This is a genomic window from Nocardioides cavernae (genome assembly GCF_013410035.1).
Classification (GTDB): domain Bacteria; phylum Actinomycetota; class Actinomycetes; order Propionibacteriales; family Nocardioidaceae; genus Nocardioides; species Nocardioides cavernae_A.
Genome location: NZ_JACCBW010000001.1, coordinates 88,652 through 112,665, shown reverse-complemented (window position 1 = coordinate 112,665; position 24,014 = coordinate 88,652). Strand labels below are relative to the sequence as shown.

The 24,014-nt window shown below is 72.1% G+C and carries 21 protein-coding genes and 2 tRNA genes; 16 read left to right on the top strand and 7 right to left on the bottom strand.

Annotated features, from left to right (window positions below):
- Positions 1–44: 44 nt before the first annotated feature.
- Positions 45–596, top strand: a complete 552-nt coding sequence (locus F4692_RS00560; protein ID WP_179617716.1) for a TetR/AcrR family transcriptional regulator C-terminal domain-containing protein — start codon at positions 45–47, stop codon at positions 594–596.
- On the opposite strand, the gene F4692_RS00555 is transcribed toward F4692_RS00560, so the two are convergent.
- The 6 genes from F4692_RS00555 to F4692_RS00530 are packed head-to-tail and all read right to left on the bottom strand — an operon-like array spanning position 593 to position 6,308.
- Entirely contained in the window at positions 593–1,201 is a 609-nt protein-coding gene (locus tag F4692_RS00555; protein ID WP_257029412.1) for a pentapeptide repeat-containing protein, read from the bottom strand. The two genes, F4692_RS00560 and F4692_RS00555, sit on opposite strands and share 4 nt — an antisense overlap.
- 43 nt (positions 1,202–1,244) lie before the next feature.
- Entirely contained in the window at positions 1,245–1,958 is a 714-nt protein-coding gene (locus F4692_RS00550; protein ID WP_179617715.1) for a FadR/GntR family transcriptional regulator, read from the bottom strand.
- Positions 1,959–1,974: 16 nt separating this feature from the next.
- Entirely contained in the window at positions 1,975–2,763 is a 789-nt protein-coding gene (locus F4692_RS00545; RefSeq protein ID WP_179617714.1) for a 3-oxoacyl-ACP reductase, read from the bottom strand.
- Positions 2,760–4,163, bottom strand: a complete 1,404-nt coding sequence (locus tag F4692_RS00540) for an aldehyde dehydrogenase family protein (RefSeq protein ID WP_308645091.1) — start codon at positions 4,161–4,163, stop codon at positions 2,760–2,762. Before F4692_RS00540 ends, F4692_RS00545 begins: the two co-directional genes overlap by 4 nt.
- Positions 4,160–4,885 (bottom strand): gamma-glutamyl-gamma-aminobutyrate hydrolase family protein, encoded by a 726-nt coding sequence (locus tag F4692_RS00535; protein ID WP_308645090.1) that lies wholly within the window; start codon positions 4,883–4,885, stop codon positions 4,160–4,162. Before F4692_RS00535 ends, F4692_RS00540 begins: the two co-directional genes overlap by 4 nt.
- A gap of 55 nt (positions 4,886–4,940) precedes the next feature.
- A complete protein-coding gene (locus tag F4692_RS00530; protein ID WP_179617712.1) occupies positions 4,941–6,308 on the bottom strand; it encodes a glutamine synthetase family protein in 1,368 nt (455 codons plus the stop codon).
- Positions 6,309–6,546: 238 nt separating this feature from the next.
- On the opposite strand from F4692_RS00530, the gene F4692_RS00525 reads away from it, so the two are divergent.
- Both F4692_RS00525 and F4692_RS00520 read left to right on the top strand, forming a co-directional pair.
- A complete protein-coding gene (locus F4692_RS00525) occupies positions 6,547–8,091 on the top strand; it encodes an amino acid permease (RefSeq protein WP_179617711.1) in 1,545 nt (514 codons plus the stop codon).
- A 41-nt stretch (positions 8,092–8,132) separates the two neighbouring features.
- Entirely contained in the window at positions 8,133–8,774 is a 642-nt protein-coding gene (locus tag F4692_RS00520) for a sulfotransferase family protein (RefSeq protein ID WP_179617710.1), read from the top strand.
- Here F4692_RS00520 and F4692_RS00515 read toward each other — a convergent pair.
- On the bottom strand, positions 8,762–9,652 hold the full coding sequence (locus F4692_RS00515; protein ID WP_179617709.1) for a 3-methyladenine DNA glycosylase: 891 nt from the start codon (positions 9,650–9,652) through the stop codon (positions 8,762–8,764). The two genes, F4692_RS00520 and F4692_RS00515, sit on opposite strands and share 13 nt — an antisense overlap.
- 83 nt (positions 9,653–9,735) lie before the next feature.
- Between F4692_RS00515 and F4692_RS00510 the strand changes: the two genes are divergently transcribed.
- The 13 genes from F4692_RS00510 to xylA all read left to right on the top strand — a co-directional run bounded on the left by F4692_RS00510 (position 9,736) and on the right by xylA (position 23,900).
- Positions 9,736–11,097, top strand: coding sequence for a pyridoxal phosphate-dependent decarboxylase family protein (locus F4692_RS00510; protein ID WP_179617708.1), 1,362 nt, complete (start codon positions 9,736–9,738; stop codon positions 11,095–11,097).
- Between the two features lie 34 nt (positions 11,098–11,131).
- Entirely contained in the window at positions 11,132–11,959 is an 828-nt protein-coding gene (locus F4692_RS00505; RefSeq protein WP_179617707.1) for a fumarylacetoacetate hydrolase family protein, read from the top strand.
- Positions 11,956–13,434, top strand: coding sequence for a glutamate--tRNA ligase (gene gltX / locus F4692_RS00500; RefSeq protein WP_179617706.1), 1,479 nt, complete (start codon positions 11,956–11,958; stop codon positions 13,432–13,434). Before F4692_RS00505 ends, gltX begins: the two co-directional genes overlap by 4 nt.
- A 3-nt stretch (positions 13,435–13,437) precedes the next feature.
- Positions 13,438–14,445, top strand: a complete 1,008-nt coding sequence (locus F4692_RS00495) for a CPBP family intramembrane glutamic endopeptidase (RefSeq protein WP_179617705.1) — start codon at positions 13,438–13,440, stop codon at positions 14,443–14,445.
- 73 nt (positions 14,446–14,518) lie between these two features.
- Positions 14,519–14,590 (top strand) — tRNA-Gln (locus F4692_RS00490).
- An 88-nt stretch (positions 14,591–14,678) separates the two neighbouring features.
- Positions 14,679–14,754, top strand: a tRNA-Glu gene (locus F4692_RS00485).
- A gap of 81 nt (positions 14,755–14,835) precedes the next feature.
- Positions 14,836–16,260 carry a xylulokinase gene (gene xylB, locus F4692_RS00480; RefSeq protein WP_179617704.1) on the top strand — a complete coding sequence of 475 codons (1,425 nt, stop codon included), beginning with the start codon at positions 14,836–14,838 and terminating at the stop codon, positions 16,258–16,260.
- Between the two features lie 108 nt (positions 16,261–16,368).
- On the top strand, positions 16,369–17,640 hold the full coding sequence (locus tag F4692_RS00475) for an ROK family protein (RefSeq protein WP_179617703.1): 1,272 nt from the start codon (positions 16,369–16,371) through the stop codon (positions 17,638–17,640).
- On the top strand, positions 17,637–19,148 hold the full coding sequence (locus F4692_RS00470; protein ID WP_218858114.1) for a sugar ABC transporter ATP-binding protein: 1,512 nt from the start codon (positions 17,637–17,639) through the stop codon (positions 19,146–19,148). The genes F4692_RS00475 and F4692_RS00470 overlap by 4 nt, the downstream gene beginning before the upstream one ends.
- Entirely contained in the window at positions 19,145–20,233 is a 1,089-nt protein-coding gene (locus F4692_RS00465; RefSeq protein WP_179617702.1) for an ABC transporter permease, read from the top strand. The genes F4692_RS00470 and F4692_RS00465 overlap by 4 nt, the downstream gene beginning before the upstream one ends.
- 134 nt (positions 20,234–20,367) lie before the next feature.
- Positions 20,368–21,444, top strand: a complete 1,077-nt coding sequence (locus tag F4692_RS00460; protein ID WP_179617701.1) for a substrate-binding domain-containing protein — start codon at positions 20,368–20,370, stop codon at positions 21,442–21,444.
- Positions 21,445–21,549: 105 nt separating this feature from the next.
- On the top strand, positions 21,550–22,743 hold the full coding sequence (locus F4692_RS00455) for a Gfo/Idh/MocA family protein (RefSeq protein WP_218858113.1): 1,194 nt from the start codon (positions 21,550–21,552) through the stop codon (positions 22,741–22,743).
- Positions 22,740–23,900: a xylose isomerase gene (gene xylA / locus F4692_RS00450; protein WP_179617700.1), complete on the top strand. Its 1,161-nt coding sequence runs from the start codon at positions 22,740–22,742 to the stop codon at positions 23,898–23,900. The genes F4692_RS00455 and xylA overlap by 4 nt, the downstream gene beginning before the upstream one ends.
- Positions 23,901–24,014: the final 114 nt, after the last annotated feature.

Below are 24,014 nucleotides of genomic sequence, written 5' to 3'. Positions count from 1 at the left end.
GTGTCCGCGTCAACGCCGGGACACGTACGCGAGAGGGGGCCGCGGTGCCGAACCGCCGCGAGGACGTGCTCGCCCACGCGCTGTCCCTGCTCGACCGGGGCGGGCTCGCGTCGCTGACGATGCGCCGGCTGGGCACCGAGCTCGAGGTCCAGCCCAGCGCGATCTACCACCACTTCGAGAGCAAGCAGGTGCTGCTCGCCGCGGTGGCCGACGAGATCCTCGCCCGCGGCACTCGTCCTCGGACGGCCGTGGCGTGGCCCGAGCAGCTGCGCGAGATCTGCGCCGAGCTGCGCCACGCCATGCTCGCGGTCACCGACGGGGCGGACGTCGTCGCGACGGTGTGGGCGTTCGGGCTCGGAGCGGCAGGACCCGTCACCGACCTCGAGAAGGTCCTGACCGACGCAGGGGTCCCGGACGAGCTGGTGGCCGTCGCCTCCCGCACCCTCGTGCACTACGTCTTCGGCCACGCCTTCGAGGAGCAGACCGCGCGCCAGGCCGTGCGCCTCGGCGCGGTCGAGCGGTCGCTGGAGTCGCTGCCGGACTTCGACCTCGGGCTCGACCTGGTGATCGACGGGCTGCGCGCGCGGGTGGCCTAGGCCGTCGGGTCCACGTCGGCGCCGTGCAGCTCGGCGAGGAGCACCGCGCCCGCCACGTCGAGACGCGTCCGGTTGAGCGTGGCAGCGGTGAGGTCGATCCCGTCGAGGCTCGCGCCGCGCAGGTCCGCGCGGTCGAGGGTGGCCTCCCGAAGCACGGCCCGGTCCAGTCGCGCCCGCGCCAGCACCGCGAGGGTGAGGTCGGACAGCGACAGGTCGGCCTCGCGCAGGTCGACGCCGGTGAGGTCGAGCCGGGCGAGGTTGGTGCCGCGGATCGTCACGCCGAGCCACGCCCCGCCGCTCACCGTCAGCGGGCGCATCGTGCACTCCTCGAAGCTCGAGCCGACGAGCTTGCAGCCGTCGAGCGTGGCGTCGAAGAACGACGTGCGCCGGAAGGTGCACCCGACGAACGCCGTCGCCGTGTGGGTCGACGCGTTGAACCGGCCGCCGTGGAAGGTGCACGACTCGAACGTCGCGCCGGTCGTGCTCGCCTCGGTCAGGTCGACGTCGGTGAAGGTGCAGTCCACGAACCTGGCCGCACCCAGCTCTTCGGCGTACCAGTCCTCGCCGCGGAAGTGCTGCCCGGTCGCGTCCATCGGCTCGCCCATGCGCCGCACGCTAGCGACCGCCGCCGACGCCCGTGCCCCCACGTCACGCCAGGAAGCCGCGCAGCAGTGCCGCCGACCCGGCCAGGTGCTCCTCGGTCGCGGCCGCCGCAGCCTCGGGCTGACCGGCCAGGATCGCGGTCACCAGCGTGCGGTGCTGCTCGTCGGAGTGCGCGATGTTGCGCTCGATGAGCGGGATGCCGTCGAGGTACTGGTTGATCCGCATGCGGTTGTCGGCCACGAGGGTGACGAGCGACCGGACCCCGGTGATCTCCGCGACCACCAAATGCAGGCGCGAGTCCAGGCGCCGGTAGTCGACGGGCGCGGCGCCGGTGACCTCCTCCAGCGCTCGCCACAGCAGGTCGCGCTCGGGCGCCGCCAGCGTCCGGGACGCGGCGAGACGCGCGGCACCGACCTCCAGCACCTCGCGCAGCGCCAGGATCTCCTCCAGGTCGGCCGGGTCCGGCCCGGCCGCGTCCGGCTCCGGATGGGGCAGGTCGTCGGCGACGAAGGTCCCGCCGTACCTGCCGCGGCGCGCGACGACGTACCCCGCCTCACCGAGCGAGCGCAGCGCCTCGCGCACCGTGTCGCGGCTGACGCCGAGGCGTACGGCCAGCTCCCGCTCCGAGGGCAGCGAGTCGCCCGGTGCGACGACCCCGAGCCTGATCGTCTGGAGCAGCCGCTGCACCGTGTCCTCGAAGGCGTTCCCCGGCCGGACGGGCCGGAAGAACGTCTCCTCGGCGAGGCGCGGCTCAGTCATGGCGACGTCCGGTCGCTCACAGCGGCGTGACGTACGCCGCGTGGATGCCGCCGTCGACCAGGAAGCTCGTGGCGGTGATGAAGGACGCGTCGTCGCTGGCGAGGAACGCCACGGCGGCGGCGAGCTCCTCGGGCTCGGCGAAGCGGCCCACCGGGACGTGGATGAGCCGGCGCGCAGCACGCTCGGGGTCCTTCGCGAACAGCTCCTGCAGCAGGGGCGTGTTCACCGGCCCGGGGCACAGCGCGTTGACGCGGATGCCCGAGCGGGCGTACTGCACCCCGAGCTCGCGCGACATCGCCAGCACGCCGCCCTTGGAGGCGGTGTAGGAGATCTGCGAGGTCGCCGAGCCCATCACCGCCACGAACGACGCCGTGTTGATGATCGAGCCGCGCTGCTGCGGACCCATGTGGCGCAGCGCCGCGCGGCAGCACAGGTAGACCGACGTGAGGTTGACCAGCTGGACGCGGTCCCAGGCGTCGAGGTCGGTGGACTCGATGAGGTCGTCCTCCGGCGGCGAGATGCCGGCGTTGTTGAACGCGATGTCGACCGACCCGTGCGAGGACGCGACGGAGTCGAAGAGCGCGTCGACCTGCTCCCGGTCGGAGACGTCGACCGCGACGAAGGTGCCCCCGACCTCCTCGGCCGCGGCCCCGCCCGTCTCCGGGTCGAGGTCCGCGACGACGACGCGCGCGCCCTCCGCGGCGAGCCGGCGGGCCGAGGCCAGGCCGATGCCGGACGCGCCGCCGGTGACGATGGCGACCCGGTCGCGCAACCGCTGGGTGAGGTCGACGGGGGTGACGGTCATGGCTGCTCCTGGGGGGCTGGGTCGGAAGCGGGGTCGGGGTCGATCGCGATGAAGACGTTCTTGGTCTCGGTGAACGACAGCGGGGCGTCAGGGCCGAGCTCGCGCCCGACGCCGGACTGCTTGAACCCGCCGAACGGCGTGCTGTAGCGCACGGAGGAGTGCGAGTTGACCGACAGGTTGCCGGCCTCGACCGCGCGGCTGACACGTACGGCGCGGGACAGGTCGCGGGTCCAGATCGAGCCGGACAGCCCGTAGTCCGAGTCGTTGGCCAGCGCGATGGCATCGGCCTCGTCCTCGAACGGCAGGACGGCGACCACGGGCCCGAAGATCTCCTCGCGCGCGGTCCGGTCCTCGCGCGAGGGCGTCAGCACGGTCGGCGGGAACCAGAAGCCCGGCCCGTCCGGTGCGCTCCCGCGGAACGCCACGGCAGCGTCGTCGGGGACGTAGGAGGAGACCTTCTCCCAGTGGGCGCGGGAGACCAAGGGGCCCATCTCGGTGTCGCGGTCGCGGGGGTCGCCGACGCGCACGCCGGCGACCGCGGGCTCGAGGAGCTCCATGAACCTGTCCACGACCGAGGCCTGCACCAGGATCCGGCTGCGGGCGCAGCAGTCCTGGCCGGCGTTGTCGAAGACGCCGTAGGGCGCGGTGGCGGCTGCCTTCTCGAGGTCGCTGTCGGCGAAGACGATGTTGGCGCTCTTGCCGCCGAGCTCGAGGGTGACCTGCTTGACCTGCGCGGCTGCGCGGGCCATGACCCGGGTGCCGGTGGTCGTGGAGCCGGTGAAGACGACCTTGCGGACGCCCGGGTGGTCGACGAGCCGCTCGCCGACGACCGAGCCCTTGCCGGTGACGACCTGCAGCAGGCCGTCGGGCAGCCCGGCCTCGATGGCGAGCTCGGCGAGGCGCAGCGAGGTCAGCGGCGTCCACTCGGCCGGCTTGAGGACGACGGCGTTGCCGGCGGCCAGGGCCGGCGCGAAGCCCCAGGACGCGATCGTCATCGGGAAGTTCCACGGCGTCACCACGCCGACGACGCCGATCGGCTCGGCGAAGGTGATGTCGAGGCCGCCGGCGACCGGGACCTGCTTGCCGAAGAGGCGCTCGGGTGCGGCGGAGTAGTAGGTGAGCACGTCGCGGACGTGGCCGGCCTCCCACTCCGCCTGGCCGATCGGGTGCCCCGAGTTGCGGACCTCCAGGTCGGCCAGCTCGTCGACGTGCGCGTCGACAACGGCGGCGAAGTCGCGGAGGGCGCCGGCGCGCTCGGCGGGTGCGAGCGCGGCCCACCTCCGTTGCGCGGTCCCGGCCCGGGCGACGGCCTCGTCGACGGCCTCGGCCCCCTGCTCGGGGACGCTCGTCACGACCGACTCGTCGGCCGGGTTGACGATGTCGAACATCGCGGTGGTCACACCTTCTCCTTCATCGTCCGAGGGATCGTCCGGTCCCACTGGTCTCGTGCGGCGGCGACCAGCGACTGCATCAGCCGCAGGTCGTCCAGCGTCTGCTCGGGGTGCCACTGCACACCGACGGCGAACCCCTCGCCGTCCAGCTCCACGCCCTCGACGACGCCGTCCTCGGCGTACGCCGTCGCGCGCAGGCCCTCGGGCAGGCGCTCCACGGCCTGGTGGTGGTAGCAGGACACGACCGCGTCGCCGCCGAGAGCCGTCGCGACGCGGCTGCCGTCGACCGTGCGCACGGTGTGCGTGGCGAACTCGCCCGGACCGTGCTTGTGCGCGCCTGCGGCGGGCAGGTCGGGCACGTGCTGCACGAGCGTCCCGCCGAGCGCGACCGCGAGGACCTGCGCCCCGCGACAGATGCCGAGCAGCGGCAGGCCGCGGTCCAGCGCCTCGCGGGTGAGCGCCAGCTCCCACTCGTCGCGGTCCGTGGCGGGCGGGTCCGCGGTGGCGTGCGGCTCGGCGCCGTAGCGGCGGGCGTCCACGTCGCGGCCGCCGGAGAGCACGAGTGCGTCCACCCGGTCGAGGACGTCGACCGGGGTGGCGCCGACGCCCGGGGGAGGCAGCAGCACCGGGACGCCCCCGGCGTGGGTGACGAGCTCGACGTAGGCGTACTGCAGGTAGGCGGCCGGCACGTCCCACACGCCCTGCCGGGCGCGCTCGACGTACGTCGTCACGCCGACGACGGGGCGGCGGGACCCGGCGGCGCGCGGAGTGGGGGAGGGAGCGGGGTCAGATCCGCTCAAAGCAGCGCACCCGCTCCCAGTCCGTGACGGCCGCGTCGTAGGCCTTGAGCTCGACGCGGGCGTTGTTGACGTAGTGCTCGACCACCTCGTCGCCGAGGGCCGCGCGGGCCACGGCGGACTGCTCGAAGAGGTCGGCCGCCTCGCGCAGCGTCGTGGGGAGGCGCTCGACGTCGCTGGTGTAGGCGTTGCCCTCGAGGGCGGGCCCGAGGGGCAGCTCGTGCTCGAGGCCGTGGAGTCCCGCGGCGATGATCGCGGAGACCGCGAGGTAGGGGTTGACGTCGCCCCCGGGGACGCGGTTCTCCAGGCGCATGCCGAGGCCGTGCCCCACCACGCGCAGCGCGCAGGTGCGGTTGTCCATGCCCCACGCGACCGCCGTCGGGGCGAAGCTGCCCTCGACGTAGCGCTTGTAGGAGTTGATGGTCGGTGCGAACAGGAGCGTCAGCTCACGCATGCAGGCGATCTGCCCGGCGGTCCAGTGCTCGAAGAGCTGCGACATGCCGTGGGGCCGGTCGTCGTCGGCCATCACCGCGGAGCCGTCGTCGCCGCGCACCGAGAGGTGGATGTGGCAGCTGTTGCCCTCGCGCTCGTCGTACTTCGCCATGAACGTCAGGGACTTGCCGTGCGCGTCGGCGATCTCCTTCGACCCGTTCTTGTAGATCGTGTGGTTGTCGCAGGTGACCAGGCCGTGGTCGTAGCGGAACGCGATCTCCTGCTGGCCGAGGTTGCACTCGCCCTTGGAGCCCTCGCAGTACATCCCCGCGCCCTCCATGCCGAGGCGGATGTCACGCAGCAGCGGCTCCATCCGGGTCGAGCCGAGCATCGCGTAGTCGATGTTGTAGTCGCTGGCCGCCCGCAGGCCGGTGTAGCCCTTGCCGTGGGCCTCGCGGAAGCTGTCGTCGAAGACCATGAACTCGAGCTCGGTGCCGGCGTACGGCACGAGCGAGCGCTCGGCGAGCCGGTCGACCTGGCGCTGGAGGATGCTGCGCGGTGCGGCGGCGACGGGGGAGCCGTCGTGCCACTCGAGGTCGGCCATCACCAGCGCGGAACCGGGCAACCAGGGCGTCAGCCGCAGCGTCGAGAGGTCGGGTCGCATGACCATGTCGCCGTAGCCGCGCTCCCACCCCGACATGGCGTAGCCGGGGACGGTGTTCATCTCGATGTCGACGGCGAGGAGGTAGTTGCAGCACTCCGCGCCGTGCGGCGCGACCTCCTCCATGAACAGCCGCGAGGAGACCCGCTTGCCGACGAGGCGGCCCTGCATGTCCGCGAAGCCCACGACGATCGTGTCGATCTCGCCGGCGTCCACCAGCGCGCCGAGCTCGTCGAGGGTGAGCAGTCCCTTGTTGCGCGCCATGGCGCCTCCTGTGGGGCGAAGGGGTGGAACAGGGTGGGGCGGGTGCGACCAGTTATGCGCCCATTGTGGGGTGGAGTCAACCATTGCGAGCGCACGAGCACGGAGCGGCCTGTGTTTCCTCCACGAAAACTCCGGTCCAAAGGTATTGCCGCCCTGCCATTGACAGGTCTAGCGTCCCGGCCAAGGCAGACCCCGTCATGCGACCAGGCCCGCGGCCCCCGTCCCAGGAGCGTCCGACATGAGCAAGGAATCCCTCAACGTCTCCGGTGTGAGCTACCACCACGCGGACGACGGCTACTTCGACAAGCGGCAGCTGCAGCGCTCCGCCGGCTTCTGGGGGATCTGGGGCATCGGCATCGCGGCCGTCATCTCCGGCGACTTCTCCGGCTGGAACTTCGGGCTCGGCGAGGGCGGCTGGGGCGGGCTGTTCGTCGCCACGCTCCTCATCGTCGTCATGTACTTCGGGATGCTGTTCTCCATCGGCGAGATGTCGGCGGCCATGCCGCACACCGGCGGTGCCTACTCCTTCGCGCGGGCCGCGATGGGGCCGTGGGGCGGCTTCGTCACCGGGTTCGCCGAGACGATCGAGTACGTCGCCACCACCGGGGTGGTCGTCTACTTCTCGGCCGGCTACGCCGACGCCGTCACCGACGACCTGTTCGGGCTGAGCATGCCCGGCTGGCTGTGGTGGATCATCCTCTACGCCGTCTTCGTCGGGCTGAACTCGTGGGGTGCGGAGGCATCGTTCCGCTTCGCCCTCGTGGTCGCCTTCATCTCGGTCGGCATCATCGCGCTGTTCGGCATCCTGGCGATCGCGAACGGCGCCGTCGACTTCGGCAACCTGCTCGACATCGAGCCCGAGGCCGGCAACTCGACCTTCCTGCCGTTCGGCGTGATGGGCATCCTCTACGCCCTGCCGTTCGCGATGTGGTTCTTCCTCGGCATCGAGGAGCTGCCGCTGGCGGCGGAGGAGGCGCACGACCCCACCAACGACATCCCCAAGGCCGGCATCTGGGGCCTGGTCACGCTCGTGGCGTGCGGCGCAATCGTGCTCTTCCTCAACCCCGCCGTCACCGGCTCGTACGCCATGAGCGGGCTCGACGGGTCGGACGAGGCGGCCACCGGCGAGCCCCTGCTCGCGGGGTTCCGGGCCTTCATGCCCGACGGCTGGGCCGCGGTCCTGTCGGCCTTCGCGCTGATCGGCCTGCTCGCCAGCCTGCAGGGGATCATGTACGCCTACGGCCGCAACATGTACTCCCTGTCGCGGGCCGGCTACTACCCGAAGTTCCTCTCGCTCACCGGCGACCGCAAGACCCCGTGGGTCGCGCTGCTCGCCGGCGCCCTCATCGGGTACGCCGCCCTGGTCGCGGTCGACAACGTGGGCGGCGCGGGGGACATCGTCCTCAACATCGCGGTCTGGGGCGCGGTGCTCGCCTACATGCTGCAGATGGTCTCGTTCGTGCTCCTGCGGCGGAAGTTCCCCCACGCCAGCCGGCCCTACGTCAGCCCCGTCGGCACCGCCGGCGCGTGGGTGGCGTTCGCGATCGCCGGCGTCACGTTCGTCGCGGTGCTCATCAACCCGACCTACCGGCCCGCGATCATCACCATCGTGGTGCTCTACGCCCTCGGCCTGCTGGCCTTCGGCATGTACGGCCGCCACCGCCTCGTGCTGTCGCCCGAGGAGGAGTACGCCGTCAGCGGCGGCATGCACGGCGATCCCGAGCGGGAGGGCTACGGCGGTGCGGTCGAGGACGAGCTGCTCTCGGAGGACGACCGCACCTGAGGCCCGACCCGACGGCCCACCCCGACGGATAGGGTCGTGCCGTGATCGCGTCCCACCAGCACCGCTTCATCTTCCTCAAGACCCGCAAGACCGCGGGCACGAGCGTGGAGATCGCGCTGTCGAAGGTGTGCGGGCCGGACGACGTCATCACCGAGATCAGCCCCGAGGACGAGAGGCTGCGCCAGGCGGCGGGCGGTCGGCCCCCGCAGAACTTCCAGTCGCCGCCGCTCCCGCGCAAGGCGTACAACCACATGGGCGCCAAGGCGACCCGCGACCTGGTCGGCGCGGACACCTTCGCCGACTACTACACCTTCGCGATCGAGCGGAACCCGTGGGACGCGGTCGTCTCGCTCTACTTCTGGAAGTACAAGGACCGCGACGAGCTCCCCGACTTCGAGACCTACGTCCAGGAGATCTGGATCGAGCAGCTCGCCAACAACCGCCGGCTCTACCGCATCCGCGGCAAGATGGCGCTCGACCGGGTGCTGCGCTACGAGAACCTCGCGACCGAGCTGCAGGAGGTCTGGGACCACCTCGGCCTGCCGGGGGAGCCGGACCTGCCGCGCGCCAAGGGCAACGCCCGTCCCGCCGGCCACTACCGCGAGCTCTACTCGCCGGCCTCGGAGCAGCGGGTCGCGGAGGTCTTCGCCGACACCATCGAGGCCTTCGGCTACGAGTTCTGAGCCCCGACGGGCGCGGAGGCAACGGCGGGCACGACCGCCAGCAGACGCTCGCACTCCTCGACGAGGCGCTGCCGCAGCGGCGCCCCGCGCTCGGCGAACCCGCGCTGCGCATCGGCGTACTCCCGCTTGCCGTCGGCCGTCTCGATCCGCACCGGCTCGAAGCCCAGGCCGGTGAGGTCGTACGGCGCGGCGCGCATGTCGAGGACGCGGATGTCGCGGGCGAGGTCGAAGCAGTCGGCCACCAGGTCGCTCGGGACCATCGGCGTCAGCCGGAAGGCGTGCTTGTAGAGGTCCATCCCGGCGTGGAGGCAGCCCGGTTGCTCGAAGTCGGGCCGGTCGTCGCGCCCCGGCTGCAGCGTGTTGAGCGGACGGGCGGAGGGGGTGAAGAAGCGGAACGCGTCGAAGTGCGAGCAACCGATCCGGTGCGACTCGACGACGGCGTCGGTGCCCTCCTGGCCGAGCCGCAGGGGCCAGTCGTGGCGTGTCCCGTGCTCGGCCGAGCGGTGCACCATCGCCCACTCGTGCAGGCCGAAGCAACCGAGCTGGGGTGCCCGCGCGGCCGTCGCGGACAGCAGCGCGTGGAGCCGCTCGAGCAGCGGGCGCTGCGACCCGACGTACGCCGCGCTCACCGCCGCCGGGTCGCCGTCGTACCCCTTGAGCACGGCGTACTCGTCGGCGTCCTCGAGCGCGACCCCGAACCCGGGGTGCCAGCGGCGCAGCTGGGCAGGCCGCTGGGAGTAGTAGGTGAAGAGGAAGTCGTGGACGGGGTGCTTCACCTGGCCGGCGCGGCGCGCGAGGTGCGGCGCGACGGCGTCGTCGACGCGGGCGGCGTGGGCCTCCGCCCGCGCCCGCCACTCGGGTCCCGACAGCACCTGCACGGCGTCACCGTACGGCGGCGAGCTGGTCCGGACCGACTCGACGACCCCTCGACCGGGGGCCCGTCGGGGAGGACACTGCCCCCATGGACCGGACCTCGGGCCTCGACCGTGCCCACGAGCACGCGGTCGGGTGGCTCGCCTCGCTCGACGGCCGACCGGTGCCGCCCCGGGCGGACACCGAGGAGGTGCTCGCCCGGCTGGGGCGCGACCTGCAGGACGGCCCGATCCCGCCCGCCGACGTCGTCGACGAGCTCGCGGCGGCCTGCGAGCCGGGACTGACCGCGATGCCGAGCGGCAGGTTCTTCGGCTTCGTGATCGGCGGCACGCACCCTGCCGCCCTCGCCGTCGACTGGCTCGTCAGCAGCTGGGACCAGAACACCGGCCTCCGGATGCTGACCCCGGCGCACACGGCGGTCGAGGAGGTCACCGAGGCCTGGGTCGTCGACCTGCTCGGGCTCCCGGCCGGCAGCGCGGTCGGCTTCGTCACCGGCGGCACGATGGCCAACTTCACCTGTCTCGCGGCCGCCCGTGACGACGTGCTGCGACGCGCCGGCTGGGACGTCGCCGAGCGCGGTCTCGCCGGGTCGCCGGGCGTACGCGTCCTGGTCGGTGCCGAGCGCCACGACACGATCGACCTCGCGCTGCGCTACCTCGGCCTCGGCGCCCCGGAGCCCGTCGCCGCGGACGACCAGGGACGCATCGAGCCGGCTGCGCTCGCCGCCGCCCTGGATGCCGGCGACGGCCGCCCGACGATCGTGTGCCTCCAGGCCGGCAACGTGCACTCGGGTGCGTTCGACCCGTTCGAGGAGGCCGTCGCCGCCGCCCACGACGCGGGGGCATGGGTGCACGTCGACGGAGCCTTCGGGCTCTTCGCGGGCGCCTCACCGCGCCGCCGCCACCTGGTGGCCGGAGCCGAGCAGGCCGACTCGTGGGCGACCGACGCGCACAAGACCCTCAACGTGCCCTACGACTGCGGGCTCGCGATCGTGCGCGACCGCGCCGCGCTGCGGGCCGCGATGGGCATGCACGGCGACTACCTGATCCTCAGCGAGGCGGGCGAGCCCCTGGACAAGGTGCCCGAGATCAGCCGGCGCGGCCGGGCGTTCCCCGTGTGGGCCGTGCTGCGCTCGCTCGGTCGCGACGGGGTCGCCGACCTGGTGGACGGGTTCTGCGACCACGCTGCGGCCTTCGCGGAGGGGATCGCCGCGATCGAGGGAGCCGAGGTGCTCAACGACGTCGTCTTCACCCAGGTCTGCACGGCCTTCGGCGACGACGACCGCACCCGCGGGGTCGTCGACGCCATGCTGGCCGAGGGCACGGCGTGGACGACGGGCTCGCGCTGGCACGGACGCGCCGTCCTGCGGGTGAGCGTGAGCAACTGGTCGACCACGGTCGACGACGTCGCCGCCAGCCTCGCGGCCCTGAGGCGTGCATCCGGGCAGTAGGTGTCGGGGTGGGCGGTCTCGATAGGGTCGACCCATGCGCATCTGTCGGTTCAGCACGGGGGAGGAGCCCCGCTTCGGCGTCGTCACCGGTGAGGTCGACGAGTTCGGCCAGCCCGCCGAGGACTCCGTGGTCGTCGCCCTGACGGGCGACCCGCTCTACGTCGGGATCAAGCTGCTCGAGGAGCAGCACCGCCTCGCCGACGTCCGGCTCCTGGCCCCCATCATCCCGCGCAGCAAGGTCGTCGGGATCGGGCGCAACTACGCCGCCCACGCCGCCGAGCTCGGCAACGACGTGCCCGCCGAGCCGCTGATGTTCCTCAAGCCCAACACGACCGTCGTCGGGCCGGGCGACCCGATCTTCTACCCCGCGCAGACCAGCGACCTCCAGTACGAGGGCGAGCTCGCGGTCGTGATCGGCCGCATCTGCCGCGACGTCCCGGCGGAGCAGGCCACCGACGTGATCTTCGGCTACACGATCGCCAACGACGTGACCGCCCGCGACCTGCAGCGCTCCGACGTGCAGTTCACCCGCGCCAAGGGCTTCGACTCCTTCTGCCCGCTGGGCCCGTGGATCGAGACCGACCTGGACCCGCAGGCGTTCAACGACGGTCGTCAGGTGCAGACCTACCTCAACGGCGACCTCGTCCAGGACGGCTCCACCGCCGACATGATCTTCGACGTGCCGACCCTCGTCGCGCACGTCTCCTCGGTGATGACGCTCCTGCCTGGCGACGTCATCCTCACCGGCACCCCCGAGGGTGTCGGGCCGATGGAGGTCGGTGACGAGGTCGAGATCTCGATCGTCGGCATCGGCGCCCTGACCAACCCCGTTGCACGCCGAGCTGGAGAGAGCCCCCGATGAGCACGCCCGTACGCGTCCGTTTCTGCCCCTCGCCGACGGGGTCGCCGCACGTCGGCCTGGTCCGCACGGCCCTGTTCAACTGGGCCTTCGCACGCCACCACGGTGGGCAGATCGTCTTCCGGATGGAGGACACCGACAGGGAGCGCAGCACGCAGGAGTCCTACGACGCGATCCTCGAGCTGTGGCGCTGGCTCGGCCTCGACTGGGACGAGGGCATCGAGGTCGGCGGTCCGCACGGCCCCTACCTGCAGAGCGAGCGCGGCGACATCTACCGCGACGTCCTCTCCCACCTCAGCGCGTCGTCGTACACCTACGACTGCTTCTGCCGCAACGACGAGGTCGAGGCGCGCCGCAAGGCCTCGGGCTCCAAGGCGCAGGGCTACGACGGCTTCTGCCGCGACCTGTCCGCGGAGCAGCGTGCCGCCTTCGAGGCCGAGGGCCGGCAGCCGATCGTCCGGTTCCGCATGCCCGAGGGCTCGATCACGTGGAACGACGCGGTCCGCGGCGAGATCACCTTCGAGACCGAGAACGTCCCGGACTACGCGCTCTCCCGCGCCAACGGCGATCCGCTCTACACCCTCGTCAACCCGGTCGACGACGCGATGATGGAGATCACCCACGTCCTGCGCGGCGAGGACCTCCTCTCCAGCACGCCCCGTCAGCTCGCCCTCTTCGAGGCGCTGGTCGAGCTCGGCATCGCGACGTCGGTGCCGGTCTACGGCCACCTGCCCTACGTCATGGGGCAGGGCAACAAGAAGCTCTCGAAGCGCGACCCCGAGGCGCACGCCCTGGCCTACCGCGAGCAGGGCTTCATCCCGGAGGGGCTGCTCAACTACCTCGCCCTGCTGGGCTGGGCGATCTCCGGCGACCGCGACGTCTTCTCCATGGCGGAGATGGTCGAGGCGTTCGACATCGACGACGTCAACCCCAACCCCGCGCGCTTCGACCTCAAGAAGGCCGACGCCATCAACACCTCACAGATGCGGCTGCTCCCGCTCGACGAGATCACCCACCGGGTGCTGCCGTTCCTCAAGGCCGACGGAGTCGTCGCAGACCCGGTCAGCGACGCGGACGCGCAGATGCTCGAGCTCGCGATGCCGCTCGTCGGCGAGCGGATCAACAAGCTCACCGAGGCCTCGACCATGCTCGGCTTCCTCTTCGTCGACGAGGCCGACTTCGTCCGGCACGAGGAGCTCGACGGGCCCGGCAAGGACGTCGTGAAGGCGGCGTACGACGCCCTGGCCGGAATCGACACCTGGAGCACCGCGGCCATCGAGGAGGCGCTGCGCGTCGCCCTCGTCGAGCGCCTCGGGCTCAAGCCGCGGGTCGCCTTCGGCCCGGTGCGGATCGCCGTCACGGGGCGCCGGGTCAGCCCCCCGCTCTTCGAGTCGATGGAGCTGCTCGGCCGCGACCGCTCGATGACGAGGCTGCACGACGCGATGTCCGAGGCCTCCGGCGCCGCAGGGTCCGACTGAGCCATGGCGACACCCCTGGACCCGGCCTTCCGGCCGCAGTACCACCAGCTGCACCGTGTCGGGAGGCCGGGAGTCTGGCGTTCGCTCGTGGGCGCGGTGCTGCTCCTGCTGCTCGTGTTCGCGCTCGTGCCACTGGTCGCGGGGGCCGTCGCGGTCGCCGTGCTGATGGCCCTCGGCGACTCCCTCGACCAGGCATCGTCGGTGCTCGACGTGACCACGGAGGCCACGCCGACCGGCCTGGCGCTGCTCAACCTCATCATCGCCGCGGCCATCCCGCTGACGTTCCTGGTGACGTGGTGGCTGCACAGGCTCAAGCCCCGCTGGGTCTCCTCGGTCGCACCGCGGCTGCGCTGGCGCTACCTCCTCGTCTGCCTCGGGCTGTCCGTCGTCGCGCTCCTGGCGTCGCTCCTGGTGAGCCTGGTCCTGCCGATCTCGGCGGCGGAGGGCGCACCGGTCGGGGCGGTCAACGACTTCACCACCCGGACCCGTGACTTCCTGGTCGTCATCCTCCTGCTGACCCCGTTGCAGGCCGCAGGTGAGGAGTACCTCTTCCGCGGCTACCTCACCCAGGCGTTCGGGTCGCTCGTGTGGGCGCGACGCGCGTCGCAGGCGCTGGCGGTCCTCGGCCCGGCGCTGATCTTCGCGCTGTTCCACGGGCTCTCACAGGACTGGCCGGTCTTCTTCGACCGGTTCGCGTTCGGCGTGATGGCCGGCATCCTCGTGATCAGGACCGGTGGCCTCGAGGCGCCGATCGCGATGCACGTGCTCAACAACTTCCTGGCCTTCGGGCTCGCGCTCGCCTTCGGCGACCTCACGACCGCGCTCAACGCCGAGGGGGGCAGCAGCTGGTGGATGATCCTCTCGACGCTCACGCAGTCGTTGGTCTACCTCGCCCTCGCGACGTGGGTCGCCAGGGCCATGGGCCTCGTCGACGAGGGACCACCGGTCGGGGGAGCGGTGCCACCGCCGTCGGGGGACCCCGTTTTGGCCGCCCCGCCCCCGCGCGTGTAACGTTCGGGGTCGGTTCCGGAAGGTGCGCCGGACGGGACCGCGTGGGTGGTCGGACACCGATCCGATACCCCCATGGGGTATGGTGTAATTGGCAACACGGCTGATTCTGGTTCAGTTGTTCTAGGTTCGAGTCCTAGTACCCCAGCGAGTCCCGGCTCACAGAGCCAGGATTTGGAGCGGCACTCCATCGTTCGATAGAGTTTCGCTCGCTGCTCCTCGAGCAGCACATGCAAGCCCCCGTCGTCTAGCGGCCTAGGACGTCGCCCTCTCACGGCGGTAACGCCGGTTCAAATCCGGTCGGGGGTACCACGCATGGAAGGGCCCGGTCCTCGGACCGGGCCCTTCGCCATTTCCCGGCCCGCCACGAGGCGTGGGCTAGCATCCGCGCCCATGACCCACGGCCCCCGGCTCGTCGCCGGCATCGACTCCTCCACCCAGTCCTGCAAGGTCGTCGTCCGCGACGCCGCCACCGGTGCGCTCGTGCGTCAGGGGCGCGCGTCCCACCCGGCCGGCACGGAGGTGCACCCCGACCACTGGTGGGCGGCGCTCCAGGAGGCCGTCGCCGACGCCGGCGGGCTCGACGACGTCGCCGCCGTCAGCGTCGGCGGGCAGCAGCACGGCATGGTCTGCCTCGACGCGGACGGCGAGGTCGTACGCCCGGCGCTGCTGTGGAACGACACGCGGTCAGCGGGCGCGGCGCGCGACCTGGTCGACGAGCTCGGCGGCCCCGAGGAGGGCGGCCGCGCCTGGGCCGAGGCCGTCGGGGTCGTGCCGGTCGCGTCGTTCACGATCACCAAGCTGCGCTGGCTCGCCGAGCACGAGCCGGACCACGCTGCGCGGACCGCGGCGGTGTGCCTGCCGCACGACTGGCTGACCTGGAAGCTCTCGGGCAGCACCGACCTGGGCGACCTGACCACCGACCGGAGCGACGCCAGCGGCACGGGCTACTGGTCGGCAGCCACCGGCGACTACCGGACCGACCTGCTCGAGCGGGCCTTCGGCTCGGTGCCGCGGCTGCCCCGCGTCGTGGCCCCCGGCGCGGTCGCCGGGACGACCCCGACAGGCATCCTGCTCGGCGCCGGGGCGGGCGACAACGCCGGAGCGGCACTGGGCCTGGGCGCGCGCGAGGGCGACGTCGTCGTCTCGATCGGCACCTCCGGCGTCGTCACGGCGGTGACGCCCGTGCCGCCGGTCGACCCGACCGGCTCGGTCGCCGGCTTCGCCGACGCGACGGGGCTGTTCCTACCGCTCGTGGCGACCCTCAACGGCGCCCGGGTGCTGGACGCGACGGCCCGCCTGCTCGGCGTCGACCACGAGGCGCTCTCCGCCCTCGCCCTGGAGGCGCCGAGCGGCGCCGGGGGACTGGTGCTGGTGCCCTACCTCGAGGGCGAGCGGACCCCCAACCGCCCCGACGCCACCGGGTCGCTGCACGGCATCAGCCTCGCCACGGCGACCCGCCCGATGCTCGCGCGCGCCGCGGTCGAGGGGCTGATGTGCAGCCTCGCCGACGGCCTCGACGCCATCGTCGCCACCGGCGTACGTCCGGAGCGGGCGGTGCTCGTGGGCGGTGCCGCCGCCTCGGAGGCGGTCCGCACCGTGGCCGCCGAGGTCCTCGGCGTCCCGGTGGCCGTGCCGCCGCCGGGGGAGTACGTCGCGGACGGCGCCGCGCGCCAGGCCGCGTGGGCCGCCTCGGGCTCCGAGGCACCGCCGAAGTGGGACCGCGAGGGCACCGAGCACGTCGCTCCGCGGGCCGTGCCGGCGATCCGCGCACGCTACGCCGAGGGCCGCGAGAAGCACCTGGACAAGACCACCTGAGAATCTCCCAAGAACCTCCTTGACGTGACGCGCGTCACCGACTTAGTTTGGCGGTCCATCAAACTAAGTCGTGGCGATCGTCACACCGTCGCCACCAAGGAGCACTCGATGTCGCAGGTACGGGACGGCTGGGCGGCCACTGGCAGCGGTGGCGCTGACCAGGGCACCGTGCGTCGCGCCAACCTGTCGCTGCTCCTGCGCAGCCTCCGCGAGGACGGCCCGCGCTCGCGGGCCCGCCTCGCCTCGGACCTCGGCCTCAACAAGGCGACCGTCTCCAGCCTGGTCGGCGAGCTCCTCGAGCGCGGCCTGGTCCGCGAGGGCAGCGCCGAGCGCGGAGCCGTCGGTCGACCCGGCACGATCGTCGAGATCGACGGCGCGGGGGCGTACGGCCTCGGTGCCGAGATCAACGTCCACCACGTCTCCACCCGGGCCGTCGACCTGGCCGGCGTCGTCGTGAGCGAGCGGCGCACCTCGATCGACACCCGCGGGCTCGAGCCCGCGGCCGTGATCGACCGGCTCGTCGAGCTGGTCGAGGGCACGCTCGCCGACCTCGCCGCCTTCGGTGCCACCCCGGTCTCCGCGGTCGTCGGGGTCGCCGGGCTGGTCGACCACGCCCGCGGCACCGTCTCGGTCGCCGCCAACCTCGGCTGGCAGGACGTCTCGCTGGCCGCCATGCTGCGCAGCCGGCTCGCGGACCCGGCCTACCTCCTCGACGTCGACAACGAGGCCAACCTCGCCGCCGTGGCCGAGGCCACCCCCGGCGACCCCGAGCGCCGCGACATCCTGGTCCTGCACGGCGAGGTCGGCATCGGCGGCGGCATCGTCGCCGACGGCCGCCCGTTCCCCGGCCGCCGCGGCTACGCCGGCGAGTTCGGCCACATGGTCGTCGACCGCGACGGTTCGCGCTGCGGCTGCGGCCGCACCGGCTGCTGGGAGACCGTCATCGGCCTCAGCCGCCTCATCGAGCTCGCCGCGGCGAGCGAGGACGACCTGCTCCGCTCCCCGGTCCTCGACCTCGAGGGCAAGGTCGAGGAGATCGCCCGGCGCGCCGCCGCCGGTGACGAGCCGACCCTGGTCGCCCTGCGCGAGATCGGCCGCTGGGTCGGTGTCGGTGCCGCGATCCTCACCAACGTCCTCAACCCCGGCATGATCGTGCTCTCCGGCTACCTCGGTGAGATCGGCGAGTGGATCCACGACGAGGTCGAGGCCGAGCTCGCCGCCGGCGTGCTCGCCCCGGACGCCGGCGGCACCCGCATCGGCCTGTCCACCCTCGGCTTCTCCGCGGCGGTGCACGGCGCCGCCACGGTCGCCATCGACCACGTCTACGACGACCCGACCCTGGTGCCGCGCGCGGACCACGCCCTGGAGGTGCTGTCATGACCGACTCCCCACTGCTCACGATGCGCGGCATCGTCAAGCGGTTCCCCGGCGTCCTCGCCCTCGGTGGCGTGGAGCTGGAGGTGCGCGCCGGCGAGGTGCACTGCCTGCTGGGCCAGAACGGCGCCGGGAAGTCCACGCTCATCAAGGTGCTCTCCGCGAGCTACCAGCCCGACGAGGGCGAGATCCTGTGGGAGGGCGAGCCCGTCGCGCTGACCACCCCGCAGGCGTCGATGGACCTCGGCATCTCCACGATCTACCAGGAGCTCGACCTGGTCGACGACCTCAGCGTCGCCGAGAACATCTTCCTGGGCCACGAGCTCAGCCGCGGTGGGTTCAGCCAGCGGAGCGAGACCATCCGCCGCACCCGCGAGCTGCTCGCCCGTCTCGGGCACAGCGAGATCCAGCCCACGCGGTCGGTCGGTCGGCTCTCGCCCGCGGCCCAGCAGATCGTGAGCATGGCCCGCGCGCTGTCGCAGGACACGCGCCTGCTGATCCTCGACGAGCCGTCCGCCGTGCTCGACCAGGGCGAGGTCGACAACCTCTTCCGGGTGATCCGCGACCTCACCTCCGAGGGCGTGGCCATCGTCTACATCTCCCACCGCCTCGAGGAGATCCGCCAGATCGGCGACCGGATCACGGTCCTCAAGGACGGCAGCACCGTCGCCACCGGCCTCGCCGTCGACCAGACGCCGACGAGCGAGCTGATCAAGCTGATGACCGGCCGCTCGATCGAGTACGTCTTCCCGCCCCGGGGCGAGGCCGTGCCCGCCGACGCGGAGCCCGTCCTCGACGTCTCCGGCCTGTCGCTGGCCGGTGTCTTCTCCGACGTGGACCTCCAGGTGCGCGCCGGCGAGATCGTCGGGCTGGCCGGCCTGGTCGGGGCCGGTCGCTCCGAGATCATCGAGACGCTCTACGGGGCCCGCCGCGCCACCGCCGGCACTGTGCGCGTCAATGGCAAGGAGCTGCGCCGCGGCTCGGTGCCCGCCGCCGTCAAGGCCGGGATGGGCCTGTGCCCCGAGGAGCGCAAGTCCCAGGGGCTGCTGCTCGACCAGGCCGTCTACAGCAACATCACCGTCTCCTCCATGAGCCGCTTCAGCCGGCTCGGGCTCCTCGACAGCCGTGCCGAGCGCAAGCGCTCCACCGAGCTGACGGAGTCCCTCGACGTCCGTCCGGCAGGGGTGGATCGCCTCGTGCGCCTCCTGTCGGGCGGCAACCAGCAGAAGGTCGTGCTCGCCAGGTGGCTGCTCCGGGAGTGCCGGGTGCTGCTGCTCGACGAGCCGACCCGAGGGGTGGACGTCGGCGCTCGCGCCGAGATCTACGCCCTCGTCCGCTCGCTCGCCGACTCCGGTGTCGCCGTGGTCGTGGTGTCGAGCGAGGTGGAGGAGGTGCTCGGGCTCGCGGACCGGGTCCTCGTGGTCCGCGAGGGCCGTGTCGTACACGTTGGTCCGTCGTCGGACATCGATGAGTCCCGGGTCCTCGACCTGGTCATGGAAGGAAAGGTCGCATGAGCGAGCAGAGCACGAGCCGAGGTGCCGAGCACGTCCCCGACGTCGGGGAGGTCCAGAACCCCGTCACCCCCACCCGCGAGACGATCACGGTGGAGCGCGCCGGGGCCGAGTCCCCGAGCAGCGGGGGCCTGATGAGCGGCCCGTTCGGGCGCAACCTGGGCCTGGTCCTGGCCCTGCTGCTGATCTGCGCCGCCGGCGTGGTCACCGCGGGCGACCGGTTCGCCAGCATCGACAACATCCTGACGGTGCTGAGGTTCGCCTCCGCCCTCGGCGTGGTCGCCATCGGGATGACCTTCGTGATCACCGGCGGCGGCATCGACCTCTCGGTCGGCGCGCTCGTGGCCCTCTGCTCGGTGTGGGCGACGACCTTCGCCACCCAGACCATGGCGACCGACACGCACTGGACGATCATGGTGTTCGCCGCCCTGGCGGTCGGCGCGGGAGCCGGGCTGGTCAACGGCCTGGTGATCGCCTACGGCAAGGTCGTCCCCTTCATCACGACGCTCGCCATGCTGGCGGCGGCGCGCGGCCTCGCCGAGATCATCTCCGAGCGCCGCACGCAGATCGTCACCGTCGACGGGTTCAAGGACTTCTTCGGCGCCGACGTCCTCGGTGTGCCGCTCCTCGTCATCATCTTCGCCCTCGTGTCTCTCGGCGGCTGGGTCCTCCTCAACCGCACGACGTTCGGGCGCCGCACCCTCGCCGTCGGCGGCAACCCCGAGGCCGCGCGCCTGGCCGGCATCAACGTCAACCGCCACACCGTGATGCTCTACGTCCTGGTCGGCGTCTGCTGCGGCCTCGCGGCCCTCATGCTCATCAGCCGCACGACGACGGGAAGCTCCACCCACGGCTACATGTGGGAGCTCGACGCCATCGCCGCCGTCGTGATCGGCGGCACCCTGCTCACCGGTGGTCGCGGCACCATCGTCGGCACCGTCGTCGGCGTGCTCATCTTCGCCACGCTCGGCAACGTCTTCACCCTCAACAACCAGGACACCTCGACCCAGGCGGTCGCGAAGGGCCTGATCATCGTCGTCGCCGTGCTGCTCCAGCAGCGCCTGGCACGCAACGCGACCTCCACCTAGGCCGCGCCCCCAGCTCGGAACAACGCACCACCGCACCACCCGCACCACCACGTCGGACCACCCAGGGACGCCCCCGGGGGCCGGCTCGCACCGCACCCACCCGGATGAACCCAGAAGAACAAGGAGCACGACCCATGCGACTGCGCACCCCCTTCGGACGGCAGCAGGGCCGCCGCCTCACCGGCCTCCTGGTCGGATCGGTCGCCGTCCTCACCCTCGCGGCCTGCACGGGCAGCGCCGAGGACGCGGCGAACGACGACGACAACGGCTCGGACAGCGCCCCGGCGGCCGCGGCCGGCAGCAACGACGAGGAGGGTGACCAGGTCACCATCGGCTTCTCGGCTCCCGCTGCGGACCACGGCTGGATGGCCGCCATCACCAACAACGTCCGCGACCTCGCCGAGGAGTACCCGGACATCGACCTGCAGGTGGCCGAGGGCACCAACGACGTCAACCTGCAGATCAGCCAGGTCGAGACCTTCATCAACGACAAGGTCGACGCCATCGTGCTCCTTCCCTTCGACGGCGCCGCGATGACGCCGGTCGCGCTCAAGGCGATGGAGGCCGGCATCCCGGTCATCAACGTCGACCGCGAGTTCGACGACCCCAACGCCGCACGCGTCACCGTGCTCGGTGACAACTACGGCATGGGCGTCTCGGCCGGCCAGTACGTCTGCGAGCAGGCCGGAGGCAACGAGGACGTCGTCGTCGCCGAGATCGCCGGCATCGACTCGCTGCCCCTGACCCAGGACCGCAGCCAGGGCTTCGAGGACGCGCTCGGCGAGTGCGGTCTCGACGTCGACGCCCGCCAGGCCGCCGAGTTCACCGTCGAGAGCGGCGAGGAGGTCGCGGCCAACCTGCTGCAGGCCGAGAAGAAGATCGACTTCCTGTGGAACCACGACGACGACCAGGGTGTCGGCGTCCTCGCCGCGATCGAGAACGCGGGCCGTGACGAGTTCACGATGATCGGTGGCGCCGGCTCGGCCAACGCCATGCGGGCCATCCAGGAGGACAGCGGCGTGCTCAAGGCCACCGTCATCTACCCGTCCACGCAGGGCGCCGACGGCGTCAAGCTCGCCCGTCTGCTCGTGCAGTCGAAGGCGATGAGCGACCTGGTCGAGGTCGAGGTGCCCCGCACCGTGCAGCTCTTCGCCCCCGTGGTCACGTCCGAGAACGTCGACCAGTACATCGACTCGGCCTTCGAGTCCTGACAGACGCGTGACGGCCGGCGGCGGCTCCCGAGAGGGAGCCGCCGCGGGCCGACCGCGCCCCGACACGCTCGTGCGCCGCTCTTCCACCCCGAACGAGGAGGTCCGATGACCGCCACTCCCGACTCACCCGCCGGCGACGGAGTCCTGTCCGTCGGCATGGTCGGCTACGCCTTCATGGGCGCTGCCCACTCGCACGCCTGGCGCACCGCCCCCCGCTTCTTCGACCTCCCGCTGCGACCGCGGATGACGGCCGTGGCCGGCCGCGACGCCCAGGGTGTGCAGGCCGCCGCCGAGCGGCTCGGCTGGGACTCCACCGAGACCAGCTGGCAGGCGCTCGTCGACCGCGACGACATCGACCTGGTCGACGTCTGCACCCCCGGCCACACCCACGCCGAGATCGTCATCGCCGCCCTCGAGGCCGGCAAGCACGTCCTGTGCGAGAAGCCCCTGGCCAACAGCGTCGAGGAGGCCGAGGCCATGACCCTCGCCGCCGAGAAGGCCGCGGCAGGTGGCGTACGCGCCATGGTCGGCTTCACCTACCGGCGCGTGCCGGCCATCTCCTTCGCCCGCCAGCTCGTCGCGGACGGCCGGCTCGGGACCATCCACCACGTCCGCGCGCAGTACCTGCAGGACTGGATCGTCGACCCGGAGGCGCCGCTGTCGTGGCGCCTCGAGAAGGACAAGGCAGGCTCCGGCTCGCTGGGCGACATCGGCGCCCACATCATCGACATCGCCCAGTTCATCACCGGCGACACCATCAGCCGCGTCTCCGGGCGCCTGCGCACCTTCGTCGAGGAGCGCCCGCAGCCGAGCGAGCACTCCGGGCTGTCGGGCACGGCCGGGTCCGGGACGGGCAAGGTGACCGTCGACGACGCCGCCACGTTCCTCGCCGACTTCCGCAGCGGGGCGATGGGCGTCTTCGAGGCGACCCGCTTCGCCAACGGCCGCAAGAACGCCATCCGGATCGAGATCAACGGCTCGCGCGGCAGCCTGGCGTTCGACTTCGAGGACATGAACGTCCTCCACTTCTTCGACGGCACCGAGGACGCCGGCACCGCCGGCTTCCGCCGCATCCTCGTGACCGAGCCGCAGCACCCCTACGTGGCCGCCTGGTGGCCCGCGGGGCACGTCATCGGCTACGAGCACGGCTTCACCCACCAGGTGGTCGACCTGGTCCGCGACATCGCGGCCGGCACCGACCCCACCCCATCCTTTGCCGACGGACTCCAGGTGCAGCGCGTCCTGGCCGCGGTCGAGACCAGCAGTGACACCGACACGTGGCAGGAGATCCCCGCATGACCGACTACACACCCACCCCCGAGGACAAGTTCTCGTTCGGCCTCTGGACCGTGGGCTGGCAGGGCACCGACGTGTTCGGGCCCAGCACCCGCGACCTGCTCGACCCGGTGGAGGCGACCTACCGCCTCGCCGAGCTCGGCGCAGCCGCGGTGACCTTCCACGACGACGACCTGCTGCCCGACGAGGACCAGCGCGACAGCGTGCTCGAGAAGTTCGAGAAGGCGCTCGCCGAGACCGGCCTCGCCGTGGAGATGGTGACCACCAACCTGTTCAGCGCCCCCGTCTTCAAGGAGGGCGCGCTCACCGCCAACAACCGCGACGTGCGCCGGTACGCCCTGGCCAAGGTGCTGCGCAACGTCGACCTCGCCGCCTCCCTCGGCGCGAAGACGTTCGTCCTCTGGGGCGGCCGCGAGGGCGCCGAGCACGGCGCGGCCAAGGACGTGCAGGCGGCCCTGGACCGCTACAAGGAGGCCCTCGACCTGCTCTGCGCCTACGTCAAGGACCAGGGCTACGACATCCGCTTCGCCCTCGAGCCCAAGCCCAACGAGCCGCGCGGCGACATCCTGCTGCCCACGATCGGTCACGCGATCGCGCTGATCAACGAGCTCGACGACCCGTCGATGGTGGGCCTCAACCCCGAGGTCGGGCACGAGGAGATGGCGGGCCTCAACTTCGCCCAGGGCATCAGCCAGGCGCTGTGGCACGACAAGCTCTTCCACGTCGACCTCAACGGCCAGCACGGCCCGCGCTTCGACCAGGACCTCCGCTTCGGAGCGGGCAACCTGCGCGGCGCCTTCTGGACCGTCGACGCGCTGCTCGGCGCCGGCACCGGCAAGGCCTACGACGGCTACGTCCACTTCGACTTCAAGCCGCCGCGTGCCGAGGCCATGGACGGCGTGTGGGAGTCCGCCCGCGGCTGCATGCGCAACTACCTCATGCTGCGCGAGCGGGTGCAGGCGTTCCGGGCCGACCCGGACGTCGTCGCCGCGCTCGAGGCGGCCGAGGTGGGCACGCTGGGCACGCCGACCCTCGCCGAGGGGGAGTCGCTCGCCGACCTCCGCGCGGCGACGTACGACGTCGAGGGCCTGGGCGCGCGCAGCGTGGGCCTGGAGGCCCTCGACCAGCTCGCGCTCGAGCACCTGCTCGGAGCTCGCTGACCTGCATCTCCCGGCGGGGCCGAACCCGCCGGGAGATGACCGCACAGAAAAAGGGGCCGAACGCCCGGGGACCCGCCCCGGAACCGATGGAGCGCACGTCCATCCAGAGAAGGG

Coding starts and splice junctions, on each gene's coding strand:
- F4692_RS00555 (WP_257029412.1), bottom strand. CDS start 1,201: ATGGGCGAGCCGATGGACGCGACCGGGCAGCACTTCCGCGGCGAGGAC.
- F4692_RS00550 (WP_179617715.1), bottom strand. CDS start 1,958: ATGACTGAGCCGCGCCTCGCCGAGGAGACGTTCTTCCGGCCCGTCCGG.
- F4692_RS00545 (WP_179617714.1), bottom strand. CDS start 2,763: ATGACCGTCACCCCCGTCGACCTCACCCAGCGGTTGCGCGACCGGGTC.
- F4692_RS00530 (WP_179617712.1), bottom strand. CDS start 6,308: ATGGCGCGCAACAAGGGACTGCTCACCCTCGACGAGCTCGGCGCGCTG.
- F4692_RS00525 (WP_179617711.1), top strand. CDS start 6,547: ATGAGCAAGGAATCCCTCAACGTCTCCGGTGTGAGCTACCACCACGCG.
- F4692_RS00510 (WP_179617708.1), top strand. CDS start 9,736: ATGGACCGGACCTCGGGCCTCGACCGTGCCCACGAGCACGCGGTCGGG.
- F4692_RS00505 (WP_179617707.1), top strand. CDS start 11,132: ATGCGCATCTGTCGGTTCAGCACGGGGGAGGAGCCCCGCTTCGGCGTC.
- gltX (WP_179617706.1), top strand. CDS start 11,956: ATGAGCACGCCCGTACGCGTCCGTTTCTGCCCCTCGCCGACGGGGTCG.
- F4692_RS00495 (WP_179617705.1), top strand. CDS start 13,438: ATGGCGACACCCCTGGACCCGGCCTTCCGGCCGCAGTACCACCAGCTG.
- xylB (WP_179617704.1), top strand. CDS start 14,836: ATGACCCACGGCCCCCGGCTCGTCGCCGGCATCGACTCCTCCACCCAG.
- F4692_RS00475 (WP_179617703.1), top strand. CDS start 16,369: ATGTCGCAGGTACGGGACGGCTGGGCGGCCACTGGCAGCGGTGGCGCT.
- F4692_RS00470 (WP_218858114.1), top strand. CDS start 17,637: ATGACCGACTCCCCACTGCTCACGATGCGCGGCATCGTCAAGCGGTTC.
- F4692_RS00465 (WP_179617702.1), top strand. CDS start 19,145: ATGAGCGAGCAGAGCACGAGCCGAGGTGCCGAGCACGTCCCCGACGTC.
- F4692_RS00460 (WP_179617701.1), top strand. CDS start 20,368: ATGCGACTGCGCACCCCCTTCGGACGGCAGCAGGGCCGCCGCCTCACC.
- F4692_RS00455 (WP_218858113.1), top strand. CDS start 21,550: ATGACCGCCACTCCCGACTCACCCGCCGGCGACGGAGTCCTGTCCGTC.
- xylA (WP_179617700.1), top strand. CDS start 22,740: ATGACCGACTACACACCCACCCCCGAGGACAAGTTCTCGTTCGGCCTC.